Origin of the sequence: Methylorubrum rhodesianum (genome assembly GCF_014199985.1) — a bacterium.
GTDB classification, from domain to species: Bacteria; Pseudomonadota; Alphaproteobacteria; order Rhizobiales; family Beijerinckiaceae; genus Methylobacterium; species Methylobacterium rhodesianum.
In genome coordinates, this window is sequence record NZ_JACHOS010000009.1 from 213,018 (window position 1) to 229,294 (window position 16,277).

The window sequence follows — 16,277 nt, forward strand, 5'->3', positions numbered from 1 at the left end:
AGGGATTTCAGTCGCCCGCGCTCAGCCCCAGACGCCGCATGCGGTCGGAGAGCGTCTTGCGCGGCAGGCCGAGCGCCCGGGCGGCCTCGGCGATGCGCTGGCCGGAGGCCTTGAGCGCGTCCTCGATGACGAGGCGCTCCACCCGGTCGAGCAGGGCGTCGAGCCCCGGCGCCGCGTCGGCAACGCCGGCCAGATCCGGGCTGAGGAAACCGAGCACGGCCCGCTCGGCGGCGTTCTTCAACTCGCGCACGTTGCCCGGCCAGTCGGCGAGCATCAGCGAGCGGCGCAGCGAAGGCGGAACCTCGATCACCGGGCGCTGGTACTTCACCGCCGCCTGGACGAGGAACCGCTCGAACAGGAGCGGGATGTCCTCGCGGCGCTCGCGCAACGGCGGCAGGATCAGCGTCACGACGTTGAGGCGGAAGAACAGGTCGCGGCGGAAGCGCCCGGCCTCCGAGAGCGCGTCGAGATCCTCCTTGGTGGCGGCGACCACCCGCAGGTCGACCGGCACGCCGGTATTGGAGCCGAGCCGCTCGATGCGCCGCTCCTGCAGCACGCGCAGCAGCTTCACCTGCAGCGCCAGCGGCATGCTCTCGACCTCGTCGAGAAAGAGCGTGCCGCCGCTGGCGTGCTCGACCTTGCCGATGCGGCGCTTGCCCGCCCCCGTGAAGGCGCCGGCCTCGTGGCCGAACATCTCGCTCTCGAACATGCTCTCGGGGATGGCGCCGCAGTTGATCGCCACGAAGGGCTTGGCCGCCCGCGCGCCGCCCTCGTGCAGGGCGCGGGCGACCTGCTCCTTGCCGGCCCCGGTCTCGCCGAGCACCAGCACGTCGGCGGCGGCCGAGGCGAGCGAGGCGACGTCGTCGCGCAGGCGCCGCATCGCCGGCGATTGTCCGACGAGGCAGCGCTCCACCGCGCCGCCCGGTGCGTCGCCCCGGTCGAGGGCGCTGCGCAGGCGGCGGTTCTCGGTCACCAGCGCCCGCTTCTCCAGGGCACGCCGGACCACCTCGACGAAGGCATCGTTGACGAAGGGCTTCTCGATGAAGTGGTAGGCCCCCTCGCGCATGGCGGCGACGGCCATGGCGATGTCGCCGTGGCCGGTGACGAGCACCACCGGCAGTTCCGGGTCGCGGCGGCGGATGTCGGCGAGGAGTTCGAGCCCGTCGCGCCCCGGCAGGCGCACGTCGCTGACGACGATGCCGGAGAAGTCCCGGGTGACGGCCGGGAGAGCCGCCTCGGCGCTGCCGTAAGCCTCGACCGCGATCCCGGCCAATTGAAGCGCCTGCTCCATGGACAGGCGGACCATCTCCTCGTCGTCGATGAGCACGACCCGCGCGGCGGAGGCCGGCTCCGTCTCAGGAAACATGGCTGATCCCCTGGCGCATCCTGTCCGGCACGGCCGCCTCACGCCTCTCCTTAGCCGGCTCGCGCGCCACGTCCATCACGAGGTCGAAGGCGAGCCCCCCGCCGGGCATCGGTCGGGGCTGGAGCGTCGCGCCGAACTCGCGGGCGATGGCCAGCGAGATCGGCAGGCCGAGGCCGAGCCCCTCCCCCGCCGGCTTGGTGGTGAAGAACGGGTCGAAGATGCGGGTGAGCGCCGCCGCGTCGAGCCCCGGCCCGTTATCCTCGACGCTGAGCACGACCTGCCCCTCCCCGGCCCAGGCGCGCACCGCGACCTCCGCCCCCGGACGGCCCTTGACGGCATCAAGGGCGTTGCCGACGAGGTTGATCAGCACCTGCGACAGGCGGATCGGCTCGAACACCACCCACTGCGCCGCCGGATCGAGATCGGTCGTGATCCGCGCGCCCGCGTCGCGGATGCGGGCGGAGAGGATCGCGAGACTCTCCGAGACCGCCGCACCGACATCGACCGCGACCCGCTCCGTGCCCGAGCGGCGGGAGAAGCTGCGCAGTTGCCCCGTGATCTTGCCGAGCCGGTCGACGAGAGACACGATGCGGGTCAGATTGGCGGCGGCCTCCGCCTCGCGGCCCTGGCGCAGGAAGGCGGAGGCATTGTCGGCCAATCCCCGCAGCGCGGCGAGCGGCTGGTTCAACTCGTGGGTGATGCCGGCCGCCATCTGGCCCAGCGTCGCCATCTTGGCGGCCTGGACCAGTTCGCCCTGGGTCTCCCTGAGATTGGCCTCGGCGCGGGTCCGCTCCTCGATCTCGCCCGCGAGCCTGAGATTGGCCGCGCTGAGATCGGCGGTGCGGGCCGCGACCTTGGCTTCGAGCTCGCGCTGCGCCGCGCGGTTCTCGCGCACCCGCCGCAGGTGCTGACTCCCGTAGAGGCCGATCAGGCCGAGCACGACCAGCGCCAGGATCGCGCCGACCCGGGCGCTGCGCCCGGCAATGGCCACCGGCGCCGCGTCGGCGAAGAGCAGCAGCGTCCAGCCATAGGCCGGCAGGGCCTGCTGCTCGAACAGGGCCCGACCGTGCGGCGCCGCCTCGGACCGGCTGACCAGCGGCACGCCGCCCACTGTCTCCGTCAGGCCGAGATCGATCACGCGATAGTCGTCGCGCCCGTACTGGCGCGTCCGCTCCATGCGCGCGCGGGCGGCGGTGTCGAGCGGCCCCGTCGCGCGGAATTTGAGGGTGGGGTCGGAGGCGAGGAAGACGATGCCGTTCTCGTCGGCCACGAGCACGCGGTCGGTGCCCTCGCGCCAGATCGTCTCCATGGAATCGAGGCTGACCTTGGTCGCCACCACGCCGCGCACGGCGCCGTCGATGACGACCGGGGCGCTGATGAAGTAGCCGGGCACACCGGTGAGGGTCCCGATGGCGTAGAACCGCCCGATCCGCCCGCCGCGCGCCTCCGTGAAGTAGGGCCGGTAGGAGAAGTCCTGGCCGACATAGGTCTGGGACGTGTCCCAGTTCGAGGCGGCGATGGTCAGGCCGGAGGGGACCAGCAGGTAGACGACGCCGGCCCCGGCGTCGCGGCTCAGCCGCTTGAGATAGGCGTTGACGGTGGCGACCTGCGCCGGATCCTCGGGCGCGGCCAGCAATTGCCGGACCCGGGGATCGAGGGCCGCCGCCGCCGGCAGGAAGCCGAAGCGCTCGATGGCGCCCTCCAGGCTCTGGGCGTAGATCTCCGCCCGCTGGCGGGCATCGCCGGCGAGGCTCGCGGCGACGCGGTCCTCGGTCACGTCGCCCGCCTTGATCACGACGAGGATCGCCGCGACCGCCAGCACGGCGAGGAGCAGGGCACGCAAGGCCTTGGCGCGGGGAAAGGGCATGGCGATTCTGTGCGCCGGTGCGTGCCAGCATGCTCCCGATGGATCGACGGGCCGATCCGTCGCTCCACCCCCATCCTGACGGTGCCGGAGCGGAGGCCTCGAAGGGGGCTCCAGCCAGCCCGCACGATCTGGAAGATCCTTCGAGGCCCGCTCGCGCGGGCACCTCAGAATGAGGATTGAATAGGATTACGGCCGCAAGCGGGAGCCGCCAACCTCGTCGGCGGCTCCAACCGGAAGCGGACTCAATCCGTCGTCAGCCCCTTCATCTCGACCTCCTCGAAGCGGTGCTGCTCGGCGGTGACGAGGGCGGAGAGGTCACGCTTCAGGGCGTTGAAGGCGGCCGAGGCGCTGTCGCGCGGGCGCGGCAGCTCGACCCGGATGTCGCGCTTGATCGTGCCGGGACGGTAGGTCAGCACCACGATGCGGTCGGCCAGATAGATCGATTCCTCGATCGAGTGCGTGACGAACACGATGGTCTTGCCGGTGGCTGCCCAGATCCGCAGCAGTTCGTCCTGAAGCGAGCGACGGGTCAGGGCGTCGAGCGCGCCGAACGGCTCGTCCATCAGCATCACCGGGCTGTCCAGCGCCAGCACGCGGGCGATCGCCACGCGCTGACGCATGCCGCCGGACAGATCCTTGGGGAAGCGGTCGCGGAACTCGGTGAGCTTGAGCATCTCGAGGAGTTCGGCCACCCGCGCCTCGATCGCGGCGCGGCCCATCCCCTTGATCTCGAGGCCGAAGGCGATGTTCTGCGCCACGCTCATCCAGGGGAACAGCGCGTATTCCTGGAACACCATGCCCCGGTCGGGACCGGGCTCGGCGACCTTGGTGCCGTCGACGGTGATGCCGCCGCGGGTCGGGTGCGAGAAGCCGGCGATGGCGTTGAGCAGCGTCGACTTCCCGCAGCCGGACGGGCCCAGCAGGCAGACGAACTCACCGCGGTTGATGGTGAGGTCGATGTCCTTGAGGGCGACGACCTCGCCGCCGGGGACGGGGAAGACCTTGTCGACGCCGGTCACCACGATGTGCGGGGCGGCGTGCGAGGGGGCGGCGGCCAGGGATGGGGCGGCCGGCGGGGCGACCGGCACGGCGCGCTGCGTGACGGCGTCGATGGGATGCGGTTGCACGGACATGGTCTCCCTCACGATTCCAGGCCGCGGTGCCAGCGGAGCAGGTGGTTGTTCAGACGGCTGACGCCCATGTCGATGAGGAGGCCCAGCGCCCCGATGGTCAGCATCCCGGCGATGATCTTGTCGGACCAGAAGTACTCGCGCGCCTCGAGGATGCGGAAGCCCAGCCCATTGTTGACCGCGATCATCTCGGCCACGATCACCACGATGAAGGCGGTGCCGATACCGATCCGCGCCCCCGACAGGATGTAGGGGGTGGCCGCCGGCAGGATGACCCGGCGGAAGATCGTCATCCGGCTCGCGCCCAGGCTGCGGGCGGCGCGGATGTAGATCCCGTCCACGTGCCGCACGCCGGCGATGGTGTTCATCAGCACCGGGAAGAAGGCGCCGATGGCGATGAGGAACACGGCGGGCGCGTTGCCGAGGCCGAACCACAGGATCGAGAGCGGGATGTAGGCGATCGGCGGGATCGGCCGCAGCACCTGCATCAAGGGGTTGATGTGGCGGTAGATCACGTCGCTCGTGCCCATGAACAGGCCGAGCGGCAGGGCGAGCCCGGCGCCGACGAGGAAGCCGACGACGACGCGATAGAGCGAGGCCATCGCGTCGTGCAGCATCTCGCCGGAGAACAGCCAGAGGAACCACGAGCCGTGGGCCGGATCATAGGCTTCGAGCGGCGCGAGATAGGCCCACCAGCGCGCCGCGACCGCGGCGGGCGAGGGCAGGACCATCGGGTTGACGAGCCCGGCGGTGCAGGCGAGCTGCCAGATCACGAGAACGGCGATGGGGACCGCGAAGCCCTCGGCCAGGGGTTTGAGGCGGGCGTTCATGGAAACCTCCTCACTTCGCGCCGGCGGACGTCTTCGTGCCGACGGAAGCCTTGGCGGCCTCCAGCAGGTCGAGCTTCACCCAATCGACGGCCTTGGCCGGCTTCGACATCTTGCCGATGCCGTGCTCGGCCATGACGTCGGTGGTCTTCTGGATGTGGTCGGCGCTCATATCCAGGGTGTAGGGCGAGTTGGCGAGCGCCTCCTGGAATTCGGGGCCGGTGAGCTGACCCTTGAACACGTCCTGCGTGACGAAGGTCTCGGCCGCCTTCGGATCGTCCATGAAGGTCTTCTGCGCCTTCACGAAGCACTCCATGAACTTGGCCGCGAGAGGCTTTTTCTCGTTGTAGAACTTCTCCGTCATCACCAGCGTGCGGATCGGCGAGCCGACCGGGGTGTCGTAGGGCTTGATCACCTCGACGCCGAAGCCGCGGGCGATGGCCTGGGCCGATTGCGGCTCGGTCTGCATGATCGCGTCGACCTGCTTCTGCAGCAGCGCCTGGTTGAGGTCGGGATAGCCGAGGAAGATCAGGTTGACGTCGCGGTTCTTCAGGCCGTGCTTGGCCATCTCGGCGCCGAGCAGCACCTCCTGGATCGAACCGCGGGTGACGCCGACCTTCTTGCCCTTGAGATCGGCCGCCGACTTGATGCCGGATTCCGGCGTCGCGAGCAGGCGGGCGCCGCCGCGGGCGAAGCCGCCGACGATGGTGACGGGCGCGCCGTTGCCGCGGGCCGAGATCGCGGCTTCGGAGGCGGTGGCGCCGACATCGAGTTCGCCGGCGAGCATCGCCTGCATGATGTCCGGGCCCTTGGCGAAGATCTTGAGATCGACGGCGATGCCGCACTCCTTGGCGATCTCCTTGACGTAGGAGACGCCGGCGAAGTGGGCGAGCTTCAGGTTGCCGACGCGGATCACTTCCTGCGCGGAGAGCGGGAGCGGCGCGAGCAGGGCGGCGGTCGCGACGGCGAGGGACGCGAGGCGGCGACGCGACAGACGAAGACGGTCGAGCAAGGGGTTTCTCCCTGATGGCCCGGCTCTGCGGCCGGTGCGGATGGCCCCAGCTCTTCTGCAGAGTGCATGCCAGCCATGCAGGATGCGCTCATCTTCATGCAAGCACTTGCGACGCATGGTGTTTCTTCGATCGGCCGGCCGATATCCCGCGCCAGGCGGCGGCGGATTCCCGCCATCAGAGCCGAAGGGGCGGCGGAAATCCGCCGCCAGCATGTCGGCACCATGGATGAAAGGGAGGGGGCCGCGCGGACCAGAGCCGCGACGTCAGTCGAACGGCACGAGGATGATCGCGTCCCCTTCGAGCCGTGCCTGGACGGCCTGTCCCCAGCGGGCGCCCCCGAGATCGTCTGCGGTTTTGTAAAGGCCGTCGATGGCGATGAGTTCCGGCTCGAACTTGCGGGCGAGGATGCGCGCGCCCGGATCGCCTACAGCGCCGGCGATCGCCCGGCCGCGCAGGGCTCCGTAGACGTGGATCGAGCCGCCGGCGATCACCTCCGCGCCGGAGGCCACCGAGCCGAGCACGGTGACGTCGCCGTCGAGATGCTGGATCACCTGCCCCGAGCGCACCGGCGCGTCGAGGACGAAGGAGCGCGGCCGGGACGGCGCCGGCGGCGCCACCAGCGCGGGGGCCGAAGCCTGGGCGGCGGGAGCCTCAGGCGTCGCGGCACCGGGCTCGGGCGGGGCGATGTCCTCGACCGGCTTGCCGCCCACCAGCGGCGGCGGGAAGCCCGGCCCGAGCGAGGTCGGGCCGATCCCCTCGATGCCGAGGATGGTAATCGAGCGCCGGTTCAGCTCCTCGCAGAGCTGGGCGAGATCCGAGCGCTCGAAGCGCAGGCCGGTCACGTCGAGGATGATCGCCCGCACCGAGAAGAAGGCGGGCGCCCGCTGCTTGAGCGCGTCGAGTTCGGCGAGCCACTGATCGATCGGCGGCACGGGGGCCAGCACCATCGCCAGGAAGGATCGGCCGCGGAAGCGGATCGGAGGACGGTCGGTCACGGGCAGGTTCGCGGTGAAGGGATCATGCCGGTCAGCTTATGGCAGATCGCGGGCCGCGCCGCATGCGGGCGCGCCCTCCTCAACAACAAAGGCGTCCGGGCCTGCCGCCTGACCCCGGCACTGCCGAACCGGCTTCCTGCGGGGCTCTCGGCCTCACCCGCCCCCGACGCGGCCGACCCGGAGGGAGAGCGGAAAGGTGACGCGCCTGAGCGTGGCCGGATCGCCCCACGCCGCGGCCAGGGCCGCGCGGAAAGCCTCGATCGGCCCATCGCCGACGGCCGTCTCCGCCGCCCGCACCGCCGACCACGTCCCGACATAGCCGATCAGGTCCTCCAGGCGCCACGCCACCGCGATGCTGAGCCTCGGCGCGTCCAGCGCCGGGAAGGGAAAGGGCAGAGAGCGGTAGCCGTCCTCGACATGCCGGCGTTCCGGCGGCCAGAAAGGTCCGATCACCGCGTCGTAGAAGTGCCGGACCACGCGGTCGGCGGCCGCGTCCGACACATGCAGCACGCCGTAGGTGATCAGGGCCAGCACCGCCCCGGGGCGGGCGACGCGGCGCACCTCGTCGTAGAACGGATCGAGGTCGAGCCAGTGCGCCGCCTGGGCGACGGTCACGAGATCGGCGCTCGCATCCGGCAGGCCGGATCGTTCGGCGGGAGCCGCACGGTATCGGACCCGGTCATCCGGCGTCGCCGCCGCGATCTGCCCGGCGCTGGCATCGGTGGCGACCACCGCCGCGAATCGCTCGGCCAGACGCGTCGAGAGCTGGCCGGTTCCGCAGCCGACATCGAGGGCGAGGTCCCGTCCGGGCGCCGCGTCCGCGAGAAAATCCACCAACGCCGCCGGATAGGTCGGTCGGTGGGCGGCGTAGCCGGCGCTCACGTCCGAGAAGTGATCCTTGAACGCGCTCATGCGGATGGTCCCTGTCCTCCCGGATCGCCAGACATGTCCCCTCGGCGGGTGTGACCTCGTCGCAGGGCGGCCTGCCCGCACTTGCCGGATCGACCGCCAGCTTATATTGCGACGCGATACCGCCCGAATCCGTACACTGGCGTCACGACCGTCGAAGCACGGCCCGCGACACGCCGCTTTATGGCCGGGCTCCACGTTTCCGAACGTTTTCGAGACCCCGATGAAGCTGCGCAACATCGCCATCATCGCCCACGTCGACCATGGCAAGACAACGCTGGTCGACAAGCTGCTCCAGCAGTCCGGCACCTTCCGCGAAAACCAGCGGGTCGAGGAGCGGGCGATGGATTCGAACGACCTCGAGAAGGAGCGCGGCATCACGATTCTCGCCAAGGCGACCTCGGTCGTCTGGCAGGACACCCGCGTCAACATCGTCGACACTCCCGGCCACGCCGATTTCGGCGGCGAGGTGGAGCGCATCCTCTCGATGGTCGATGGCGTGATCGTGCTGGTCGACGCCGCCGAAGGCCCGATGCCGCAGACCAAGTTCGTGGTCGGCAAGGCGCTCAAGATCGGTCTTCGCCCGATCGTCGCGATCAACAAGGTCGATCGCCCGGACGCGCGCATCAACGAGGTCGTGAACGAGGTGTTCGACCTGTTCGCGGCGCTCGACGCCACCGACGAGCAGCTCGACTTCCCGATCCTCTACGGGTCGGGCCGCAACGGCTGGATGGCCGAATCGCCCGACGCCTCGCCGGATGTCGGCCTCGCGCCGCTGTTCGACCTCGTGCTCAAGCACGTGCCGCAGGCCCGCGTCGAGGAGGGTCCGTTCCGGATGCTCGGCACGCTGCTCGAAGCCAACCCGTTCCTCGGCCGCATCATCACCGGGCGCATCGCGTCGGGCACGGTCAAGCCGAACCAGTCGATCAAGGTGCTCTCGCGCGACGGCAAGGTCGTGGAGACCGGTCGCGTCTCGAAGATCCTCGCCTTCCGCGGCCTGGAGCGCGCTCCCATCGACGTGGGTGAGGCGGGCGACATCGTCTCCATCGCCGGTCTGCTCAAGGGCACCGTGGCGGATACCTTCTGCGATCCCGCCGTCAACGAGCCGATCCAGGCCCAGCCGATCGACCCGCCGACCGTCACCATGTCGTTCATCGTCAACGACTCGCCGCTGGCCGGCACCGAGGGCGACAAGGTCACGAGCCGCATGATCCGCGACCGCCTGTTCAAGGAGGCCGAGGGCAACGTCACGCTCAAGATCGAGGAAGCCGCCGACAAGGACTCGTTCTACGTCTCCGGCCGCGGCGAGCTGCAGCTCTCGATCCTGATCGAGACCATGCGCCGCGAGGGCTTCGAGATCGCGGTGTCGCGTCCCCGCGTCGTCCTGGAGAAGGACGAGGCCGGCGAGATCCTGGAGCCGGTCGAGGAGGTCGTGATCGACGTCGACGAGGAGTATTCGGGCGTCGTCGTGCAGAAGATGTCCGAGCGCAAGGCCGAGATGATCGAGATGCGGCCCTCGGGCGGCAACCGTCTCCGGCTCGTCTTCCACGCCCCGACCCGCGGCCTCATCGGCTACCAGGGCGAGCTGATGACCGACACCCGCGGCACCGCGATCATGAACCGCCTGTTCAAGGCCTACGAGCCTTACAAGGGCGAGATCGCCGGCCGCCGCAATGGCGTGCTGATCTCGAACGACAAGGGTGAGGCCGTGGCCTACGCCATGTGGAACCTCGAGGATCGCGGCCCGATGATGATCGAGCCCGGCGCCAAGGTCTATCAGGGCATGATCGTCGGCGAGCACAACCGCGAGAACGACCTCGAGGTGAACGTGCTCAAGGGCAAGAAGCTCACCAACATCCGCACCACCTCGAAGGACGAGGCGGTGCGCCTGACGCCGCCGATCCGGATGACGCTGGAAAAGGCGCTGGCCTGGATTCAGGACGACGAACTGATGGAAGTCACGCCGAAGTCGATCCGGCTGCGCAAGATCCATCTCGACCCGAACGAGCGCAAGCGCTTCGAGCGCTCGAAGGAAGCGCTGTCGGCCTAAGCGCCGCGTCCGGTTCGACGACAACGAGAAGGCCCCGGTGCGGCGAACGCACCGGGGCCTTTTTTCTTGGGCGTCCGTTGCCCGCAGGAACGCGTGCGTGCGGCGCCGGCTTCCCCCTCCCCGCCAGCGGGGCGAGGGGGGCATTGGTCCGGGCGGTGATCGCCCTAGCGCATCGTGCTGGATATCGGATCCAGCACGATGCGCTAGGGATCTGTTTTTGCATCATCTTTTTCCGAAAGCCGCACACCACCTTTCGGGATGATGCTCTAGGCGGCGCGAACCGTGTAGAGGAAGTGGCGGACCTGGCCGTCGAGATGTTCGGACTGGCGCGACAGTTCGGAGGCCGAGACCAGCACCTGGCTCGCCGCCGCCCCGGTCTCCTCGGCCGCCGCCGCGACGCGCGCGACGTTGCCCGTCACCGCGCCGGTGCCGGCGGACGCCTCGGAGACGTTGCGCACGATCTCCTGGGTCGCCGCCCCCTGCTCCTCGACCGCCGCGGCGATGGAGCCGGCGAGCCCATCGATCTCGCGGATGCGGGCCGCGATGTCGCCGATGGCCGCGACCGCCTGTCCGGTGATGGCCTGCACCTGCCCGATCTGGCCGGAGATCTCGTCCGTCGCCCGCGCGGTCTGGTTGGCCAGCTCCTTGACCTCCGAGGCGACGACGGCGAAGCCCCGGCCCGCCTCGCCGGCGCGAGCGGCCTCGATCGTGGCGTTCAGCGCCAGAAGGTTGGTCTGGCCGGCGATGGTGGAGATCAGCCCCACCACGTCGCCGATCTTGGCCGCGGCGACGCTCAGATCCTGCACCAGTTGCGCGGTGCCCTCGGCCTCGACCACGGCGTTGCGCGCGAGCGTGGTCGAGCCGGTGACCTGCCGGGCGATTTCCTGCACCGAGGCGCCGAGTTCCTCGGCCGCCGCGGCGACCGTGCCGACATTCGTCGCCGCCTCTTCCGCCGCGGCGGCGGCGGCGTTCGACTGCGAGGCCGTCTGCGAGGCGGTGCCCTCCATGCTCTGGGCGGTCGCCTGCAGCTCGGTGGCGGCGGCGGAGACGGTGCCGACGATGCTGCTCACCGCCTGCTCGAAGCTGTCGGCCATCTCGCGCATCGCCGCCTTGCGCTGCGCCTCGGCGCCGGCCCGCGCCAGAGCGGTCTCCTCCTCCAGGGCCCGGGTACGGATCAGGTTGTCCTTGAACACCTGAACCGCCTTCGCCATCGCGCCGATTTCCTCCCGGCGCTCACGGAACGGGATCTCGACGCTCGCATCGCCTTCCGCGAGGCGGCTCATCAGCCCGGTCATCCGGCGAACCGGGCGCACGACGAAGCCGTGCAGCAGCAGAATGCCGAGGCCGGCAACGACCAGCAGCGCCGCGAGGCCGGCGGCGACGGCGAAGCGGGAGGCGGTCGCGGCCTCTTCGGCGATCCGCGCGCGCGTCTCCAGAAGGCCCGCCTCGGCGCCGGCCATCGCGGCGGCGATCCGGCGCACCGTGTCCATGGCGGTCTTGCCGGCACCGGAAGCCTCGATCCGGCGCGCCTGCTCCCGGGTCCCCTCGTCGCGCATCAGCGCGATCTCGCGCTCGGCGACGTCGCGGCTCCACTGGCCGGCGGCGGCGTCGAGGGCGTCGAGGCGGTGCTGTTGCTCGGCGTTGTCGGCGACGAGCGTGCGCAGCCGGCCCAGCGTCTCGGCATAGGCCTTGGCTCCGGCGTTGAACGGTTCGAGAAAGGCGGGATCGGCCGAGACGAGGTAGCCGCGCAGGCCCGTCTCCCGATCCACCATGCTGCCCGTCAAGCGGTCGAGTTCGAGCAGAACCTGGTAGGTGTGGTCGCGCCAGCGGGTGGCTTCCTCGATCGTGCCGAGGCTACGCCAGCTGATGAACGTGGAGCCGCAGACGGCGAAGAGAACCAACGCGAAGACGGCGACGAGTTTCGCGATGATGGAGAGGTTGGCGATGGCACGCATGACGCTGACCCGAAAGGCAAATGCGCTACCCGGCGGCAGCGCTTAAACAAATGATGGCTTTCAGCGCCTAAGGCCCGGTTAATTCGGGCTTGAACAAGCTAATTGTGCGCTCGTGTCGCGCGGGAGTGGAAACGAATTGCCTGATTCGCACCGATCACAGGATCCGGCGATCCCACGGGCACAGGCGGGACGAAGGATCGTTTCTGCTGGCACATTTCGGCCAAGCGCTTGTCTGGACGAGACTTTTCCTGACGGAGCGGGCACGAGTGGAACATCTTGCCCGGCAATTCTTGCCCGGTGCGCTTAAAAATTAACCCCCCGGTAACCATCCCGGCGGTCAATGGGCGTGTCGGTAAGGAAACGTCAACGCCCGTGACCAGCCCCGCTCCCACCCGCCCTTCACTGCCCCTGCGAGGCCGCGTGTTCCGCGCCGTCTCGCTGGCGCCGGAAGCCCCTCTCGCCGATTGGCTCGCCCTGCTGGACGCAGCCCTGAAGCGATCGGCCACGCTGTTCGACGACCGGGCCGTGATCCTCGACGTCGCCGGCCTGAAAGCCGCGCCGTCCGAGTTGGAGAGCCTGATCGCCGAGCTGTCGGCCCGCAAGCTCCGCATCCTCGGGATCGAGGGTGCGGATGCTCCGCTGCCCGCGCTCCTGCCGCCGCGACTCGTCGGCGGTCGTCCCGCCGGCGATGCCTTCGAGGCACCCGCCTTCGAGGAAGAGAAGCCGGGCGTGTCGTCCCTCACCATCGAGGGCTCGGTGCGCTCGGGACAGAGCATCGTCCACCGCGAGGGGGACGTGACCGTGATGGGCTCGGTGTCCTCGGGCGCCGAGATCCTCGCGGGCGGCTCCATCCACGTCTACGGCGCCCTGCGCGGGCGGGCCATCGCGGGCGCCGCCCGCAACCCTCGCGCACGCATCTACTGCCGCAAGTTCGAGCCCGAGCTTCTCGGCATCGACCGCCTCGTCCGCACGGCCGAGGACATGGGCACTCACCTGCGCGGCCAAGCAGTCCAGATCTGGAACGACGGCGGCGCGATCAGAATCGCAGCCTTGGGTTAAGGGGAAACGAGAATGGCCAAGGTTCTTTGTGTCACGTCCGGCAAGGGCGGCGTCGGCAAGACCACCACGACGGCAGCGCTCGGTGCGGCGCTGGCGCAGGCCGGCGAGAAGGTCTGCGTGGTCGATTTCGACGTCGGCCTGCGCAACCTCGACCTGATCATGGGCGCCGAGCGCCGCGTGGTCTACGACCTCATCAACGTCACCAACGGCGACGCGAAGCTGCCGCAGGCGCTGATCCGCGACAAGCGCCTCGAAAACCTCTCCCTGCTGCCCGCCTCCCAGACCCGCGACAAGGACGCGCTCACCGACGAGGGCGTCGAGCGGGTGATGGGCGAGCTGCGTGAGAAGTTCGACTGGATCGTCTGCGACAGCCCCGCCGGCATCGAGCGCGGAGCCCAGCTCGCCATGCGCCACGCCGACGTCGCCGTCGTCGTCACCAACCCCGAGGTCTCCTCAGTGCGCGACTCCGACCGGATCATCGGCCTGCTCGACTCCAAGACCGTGCGCGCCGAGCGCGGCGACTCGATCGAGAAGCACCTGATCCTGACCCGCTTCGACCCGGCCCGCGCCGACCGCGGCGACATGCTCAAGGTCGACGACGTGCTCGAGATCCTCTCGATCCCGCTGCTCGCCATCATCCCGGAGAGCCTCGAGGTCCTGCGCGCCTCGAACGTCGGCTGCCCGGTGACCCTCAACAACCCGCTCTGCGCGCCCTCGCGCGCCTACATCGACGCCGTGCGCCGCCTCAAGGGCGAGACCGTGCCGATGGCGATCCCCTCCGACCGCAAATCCCTGATCAACAAGCTGTTCACACGGAGGGCCGCATGAGTGTTCTGACCTTCCTCAAACCCCGTGGCTCGGGCTCGGTCGCCCGCGAGCGCCTGCAACTGATCCTCGCGCACGAGCGCGTGGAGAACGGACGGCCCGACCTGATCATCACCCTGCGCGAAGAGATCCTGAACGTGATCGCCAAGCACGTCACGGTCGAGCGCGACAAGGTGCAGATCAAGCTGGATCGCGGCGAGGGCGTCTCGACGCTCGGCGTCGACATCGAATTCCCGGTCGATGCGGTCCTCAACCAGAAGCCGAAGGCCAAGCGCGCCAGCGCCTGAATTGGGATCTCGAAACCTGACAGCCCGCGGCATCGGATCGATGCCGCGGGCTTTTCTCGTCCTGGGCGATCCAGAACCGGATCGCGCGGGTGACCGGATCGGCCAAACGTTGCGCGGCGGCAACACAAATCGGCGGAGAATGTCGGCACAGGATATCGGCAATAGAGCCGTAGGCTGTTCCCCACCCGATTCCGGCAGAGGCGTCAACGACTTGATTTGAGACGAAGCAATACTCTGGAATTCGTAAAAACTAATCCTTCAGACTTGCTCCATGCGGGTTTTGCGCCTCCGATAGCGGCCAAGGATGGTGCGGTCACGCGTTCATGGGGTTCGGGGCTGGTGGGATGTCGGCGGGGTTGATCGAGGCTCTGCATCGATGTGAGGGTGCGAGGCTGCAACGCTTTCTGATGCGCCTGCTGGGCAATCACGCCGACGCGGCCGAGGCGGCGCAGGAGACCTACCTGCGCCTCGTGAAGGCACTCGGCCGAACGGAGATCGAGCAGCCCCGCATCTTCCTGTTCTTCGTGGCGCGCAACGTCGCGCTCAACCTCGGGGCCCGGCGGCGTCTCGAGAGGGGGCTGTTCTCCTCCCTGACGGATCTCGACCCGGCGGAGGTGACGGACGAAGGGGCGCGGCCCGAGCAGCAGATCATCGCGCGCCAGCAATTGCGCCTCGTCGCGGCCGCCATCGACCGGCTGCCGCCGCGCTGCCGCGAGGTGTTCCTGCTCAGCACCCTCGACGGCCTGCCCAACGGCGTCATCGCCGTGCGGCTTGGGATCAGCCGCAACATGGTCGAGAAGCACCTGATGAAGGCGTTCCTCCACACCCGCCGCACCTGCCGCGATTTTTTCTGAAGGCGGAGTGTCAGGATTTGCCGGCCTCACCGGTCTTTATGAGAGGGATGGCGCTCGCGCCCGCCCCGCCGGGCATGCAAGACGAGAGCCGGCAAGACCAACGGCAAGATCTACGGGATGAATCAGCGCACGCCCCCGGACGCGTCGGAGGAGGCCGACGATCCGGTCCACGAGGAGGCCGCCCTCTGGGTCGCGCGCCTCTCCTCCGCGGACGCGACGGAGGCCGACCGCAGCGCCTTCGAGGCGTGGCGCGCGGCCGATCCCGCCCGCGCCGAGGCCTTCGCCGAGATGGAGGCGTGGCGCCGCACGATGCAGCGGGCGCCCGATCCGCGGCGGCGCGGGCCGCCGAAGGGCCTCGCGGCGCTCGCCGCCGCCCTCGGTCTGGGTGCCCTGCTGGCTGATCCGCTCAGCTGGGTCGACCGGATGCGGGCGGATGCCTGGACCGGCCGGGGCGGGATCGAGACCACACTCCTCCCGGACGGAAGCCGGGCCGATCTCAACACCGATACGGCCCTGGCGCTGCGGTTCACGGACGGGGAGCGCGGCGTCGCCCTCCTGCGCGGCGAGGCGGTGTTCGATGTCGTGCCCGATCCCGGGCGCCCCTTCGTCGTACGGGGCAACGGGGTGCAGGCCCGCGCGGTCGGGACACGCTTCTTCGTCCGGATCGACGGGGCGGTCCCCGCCGGCGTGACCGAGGGCCGTGTCGATGTCGCGACGGGCACCGGCGAGACGCGGCTCCGGGCCGGCGAGGTCGCCGTCCGGAGCGCCGACAGCGGGCTCGTCGCTCGGACGGATGACGTCGCGCGGACGATCGCGTGGCGCGAGGGAAAGCTCACCGTCTCCGGTCAGCCGCTCGCCCATGTCCTGAGCGAACTCGAACGCTACCGGCGCGGCCGGATCCTGCTGACGGACTCGACCCTCGGCGGCCGCCGCTTCAGCGGCACGCTCGACCTGCGCGACACCGACGCGGCGCTCGACGTGCTCGCCGCCGCGATGGGGCTGCGCCTCACCCGCCTGACGCCGCTGCTCGTCCTCGTCCGACCGGCCTCCTGACACCGCCTCCGCTTGCTCGAAGCGGAGGCGCATCGGCAAGCCCGCGCGGCGTTCGGGCGCCCTCCCCTGCCCGAAGGGATCGATCGG

14 protein-coding genes are annotated in these 16,277 nt (G+C 69.8%); 6 read left to right on the forward strand and 8 right to left on the reverse strand.

Features of this window, described 5'->3' with window-relative positions; all coding sequences use genetic code 11:
• Positions 1–7 precede the first annotated feature (7 nt).
• The 7 genes from HNR01_RS15075 to HNR01_RS15105 all read right to left on the reverse strand — a co-directional run bounded on the left by HNR01_RS15075 (position 8) and on the right by HNR01_RS15105 (position 8,110).
• Complete coding sequence (locus HNR01_RS15075) at positions 8–1,366, reverse strand: sigma-54-dependent transcriptional regulator (protein WP_183668357.1); 1,359 nt, start codon at positions 1,364–1,366, stop codon at positions 8–10.
• On the reverse strand, positions 1,356–3,233 hold the full coding sequence (locus tag HNR01_RS15080; RefSeq protein WP_183668359.1) for a sensor histidine kinase: 1,878 nt from the start codon (positions 3,231–3,233) through the stop codon (positions 1,356–1,358). Before HNR01_RS15080 ends, HNR01_RS15075 begins: the two co-directional genes overlap by 11 nt.
• A gap of 242 nt (positions 3,234–3,475) precedes the next feature.
• Positions 3,476–4,366 (reverse strand): ABC transporter ATP-binding protein, encoded by an 891-nt coding sequence (locus HNR01_RS15085; protein ID WP_183668361.1) that lies wholly within the window; start codon positions 4,364–4,366, stop codon positions 3,476–3,478.
• Positions 4,367–4,374: 8 nt separating this feature from the next.
• Positions 4,375–5,193 carry an ABC transporter permease gene (locus HNR01_RS15090; RefSeq protein ID WP_183668364.1) on the reverse strand — a complete coding sequence of 273 codons (819 nt, stop codon included), beginning with the start codon at positions 5,191–5,193 and terminating at the stop codon, positions 4,375–4,377.
• Between the two features lie 10 nt (positions 5,194–5,203).
• The gene (locus HNR01_RS15095) at positions 5,204–6,202 is read right to left on the reverse strand and encodes an ABC transporter substrate-binding protein (protein ID WP_153876166.1); all 999 of its coding nucleotides are present in this window, start codon (positions 6,200–6,202) and stop codon (positions 5,204–5,206) included.
• Positions 6,203–6,466: 264 nt separating this feature from the next.
• Entirely contained in the window at positions 6,467–7,198 is a 732-nt protein-coding gene (gene minC / locus HNR01_RS15100) for a septum site-determining protein MinC (RefSeq protein WP_183668366.1), read from the reverse strand.
• A gap of 153 nt (positions 7,199–7,351) precedes the next feature.
• Positions 7,352–8,110 carry a class I SAM-dependent methyltransferase gene (locus HNR01_RS15105; protein WP_183668367.1) on the reverse strand — a complete coding sequence of 253 codons (759 nt, stop codon included), beginning with the start codon at positions 8,108–8,110 and terminating at the stop codon, positions 7,352–7,354.
• 220 nt (positions 8,111–8,330) lie between these two features.
• Here HNR01_RS15105 and typA point away from each other — a divergent pair, with 220 nt between their 5' ends.
• Positions 8,331–10,157 (forward strand): translational GTPase TypA, encoded by a 1,827-nt coding sequence (gene typA, locus HNR01_RS15110; protein ID WP_017486932.1) that lies wholly within the window; start codon positions 8,331–8,333, stop codon positions 10,155–10,157.
• Between the two features lie 266 nt (positions 10,158–10,423).
• Here typA and HNR01_RS15115 read toward each other — a convergent pair whose 3' ends face one another.
• Positions 10,424–12,112, reverse strand: coding sequence for a methyl-accepting chemotaxis protein (locus HNR01_RS15115; protein WP_183668369.1), 1,689 nt, complete (start codon positions 12,110–12,112; stop codon positions 10,424–10,426).
• 420 nt (positions 12,113–12,532) lie between these two features.
• Between HNR01_RS15115 and minC (HNR01_RS15120) the strand changes: the two genes are divergently transcribed.
• The 5 genes from minC (HNR01_RS15120) to HNR01_RS15140 all read left to right on the forward strand — a co-directional run bounded on the left by minC (HNR01_RS15120) (position 12,533) and on the right by HNR01_RS15140 (position 16,190).
• Positions 12,533–13,171, forward strand: coding sequence for a septum site-determining protein MinC (gene minC, locus HNR01_RS15120; RefSeq protein ID WP_017486934.1), 639 nt, complete (start codon positions 12,533–12,535; stop codon positions 13,169–13,171).
• Positions 13,172–13,183: 12 nt separating this feature from the next.
• Positions 13,184–13,999, forward strand: coding sequence for a septum site-determining protein MinD (gene minD / locus HNR01_RS15125; protein WP_012453139.1), 816 nt, complete (start codon positions 13,184–13,186; stop codon positions 13,997–13,999).
• Positions 13,996–14,283: a cell division topological specificity factor MinE gene (gene minE, locus HNR01_RS15130; protein WP_017486935.1), complete on the forward strand. Its 288-nt coding sequence runs from the start codon at positions 13,996–13,998 to the stop codon at positions 14,281–14,283. The genes minD and minE overlap by 4 nt, the downstream gene beginning before the upstream one ends.
• A 323-nt stretch (positions 14,284–14,606) precedes the next feature.
• Positions 14,607–15,137, forward strand: a complete 531-nt coding sequence (locus tag HNR01_RS15135; protein WP_183668372.1) for an RNA polymerase sigma factor — start codon at positions 14,607–14,609, stop codon at positions 15,135–15,137.
• Between the two features lie 117 nt (positions 15,138–15,254).
• The gene (locus HNR01_RS15140) at positions 15,255–16,190 is read left to right on the forward strand and encodes a FecR family protein (RefSeq protein ID WP_183668374.1); all 936 of its coding nucleotides are present in this window, start codon (positions 15,255–15,257) and stop codon (positions 16,188–16,190) included.
• The last annotated feature ends 87 nt before the right edge of the window (positions 16,191–16,277 follow it).

Bases quoted from the DNA above. Each gene is read 5' to 3' on its own strand.
- HNR01_RS15075 (WP_183668357.1), bottom strand. From the start codon at position 1,366: ATGTTTCCTGAGACGGAGCCGGCCTCCGCCGCGCGGGTCGTGCTCATC.
- HNR01_RS15080 (WP_183668359.1), bottom strand. From the start codon at position 3,233: ATGCCCTTTCCCCGCGCCAAGGCCTTGCGTGCCCTGCTCCTCGCCGTG.
- HNR01_RS15085 (WP_183668361.1), bottom strand. From the start codon at position 4,366: ATGTCCGTGCAACCGCATCCCATCGACGCCGTCACGCAGCGCGCCGTG.
- HNR01_RS15090 (WP_183668364.1), bottom strand. From the start codon at position 5,193: ATGAACGCCCGCCTCAAACCCCTGGCCGAGGGCTTCGCGGTCCCCATC.
- HNR01_RS15105 (WP_183668367.1), bottom strand. From the start codon at position 8,110: ATGAGCGCGTTCAAGGATCACTTCTCGGACGTGAGCGCCGGCTACGCC.
- typA (WP_017486932.1), top strand. From the start codon at position 8,331: ATGAAGCTGCGCAACATCGCCATCATCGCCCACGTCGACCATGGCAAG.
- HNR01_RS15115 (WP_183668369.1), bottom strand. From the start codon at position 12,112: ATGCGTGCCATCGCCAACCTCTCCATCATCGCGAAACTCGTCGCCGTC.
- minD (WP_012453139.1), top strand. From the start codon at position 13,184: ATGGCCAAGGTTCTTTGTGTCACGTCCGGCAAGGGCGGCGTCGGCAAG.
- minE (WP_017486935.1), top strand. From the start codon at position 13,996: ATGAGTGTTCTGACCTTCCTCAAACCCCGTGGCTCGGGCTCGGTCGCC.
- HNR01_RS15135 (WP_183668372.1), top strand. From the start codon at position 14,607: ATGGGGTTCGGGGCTGGTGGGATGTCGGCGGGGTTGATCGAGGCTCTG.
- HNR01_RS15140 (WP_183668374.1), top strand. From the start codon at position 15,255: ATGAATCAGCGCACGCCCCCGGACGCGTCGGAGGAGGCCGACGATCCG.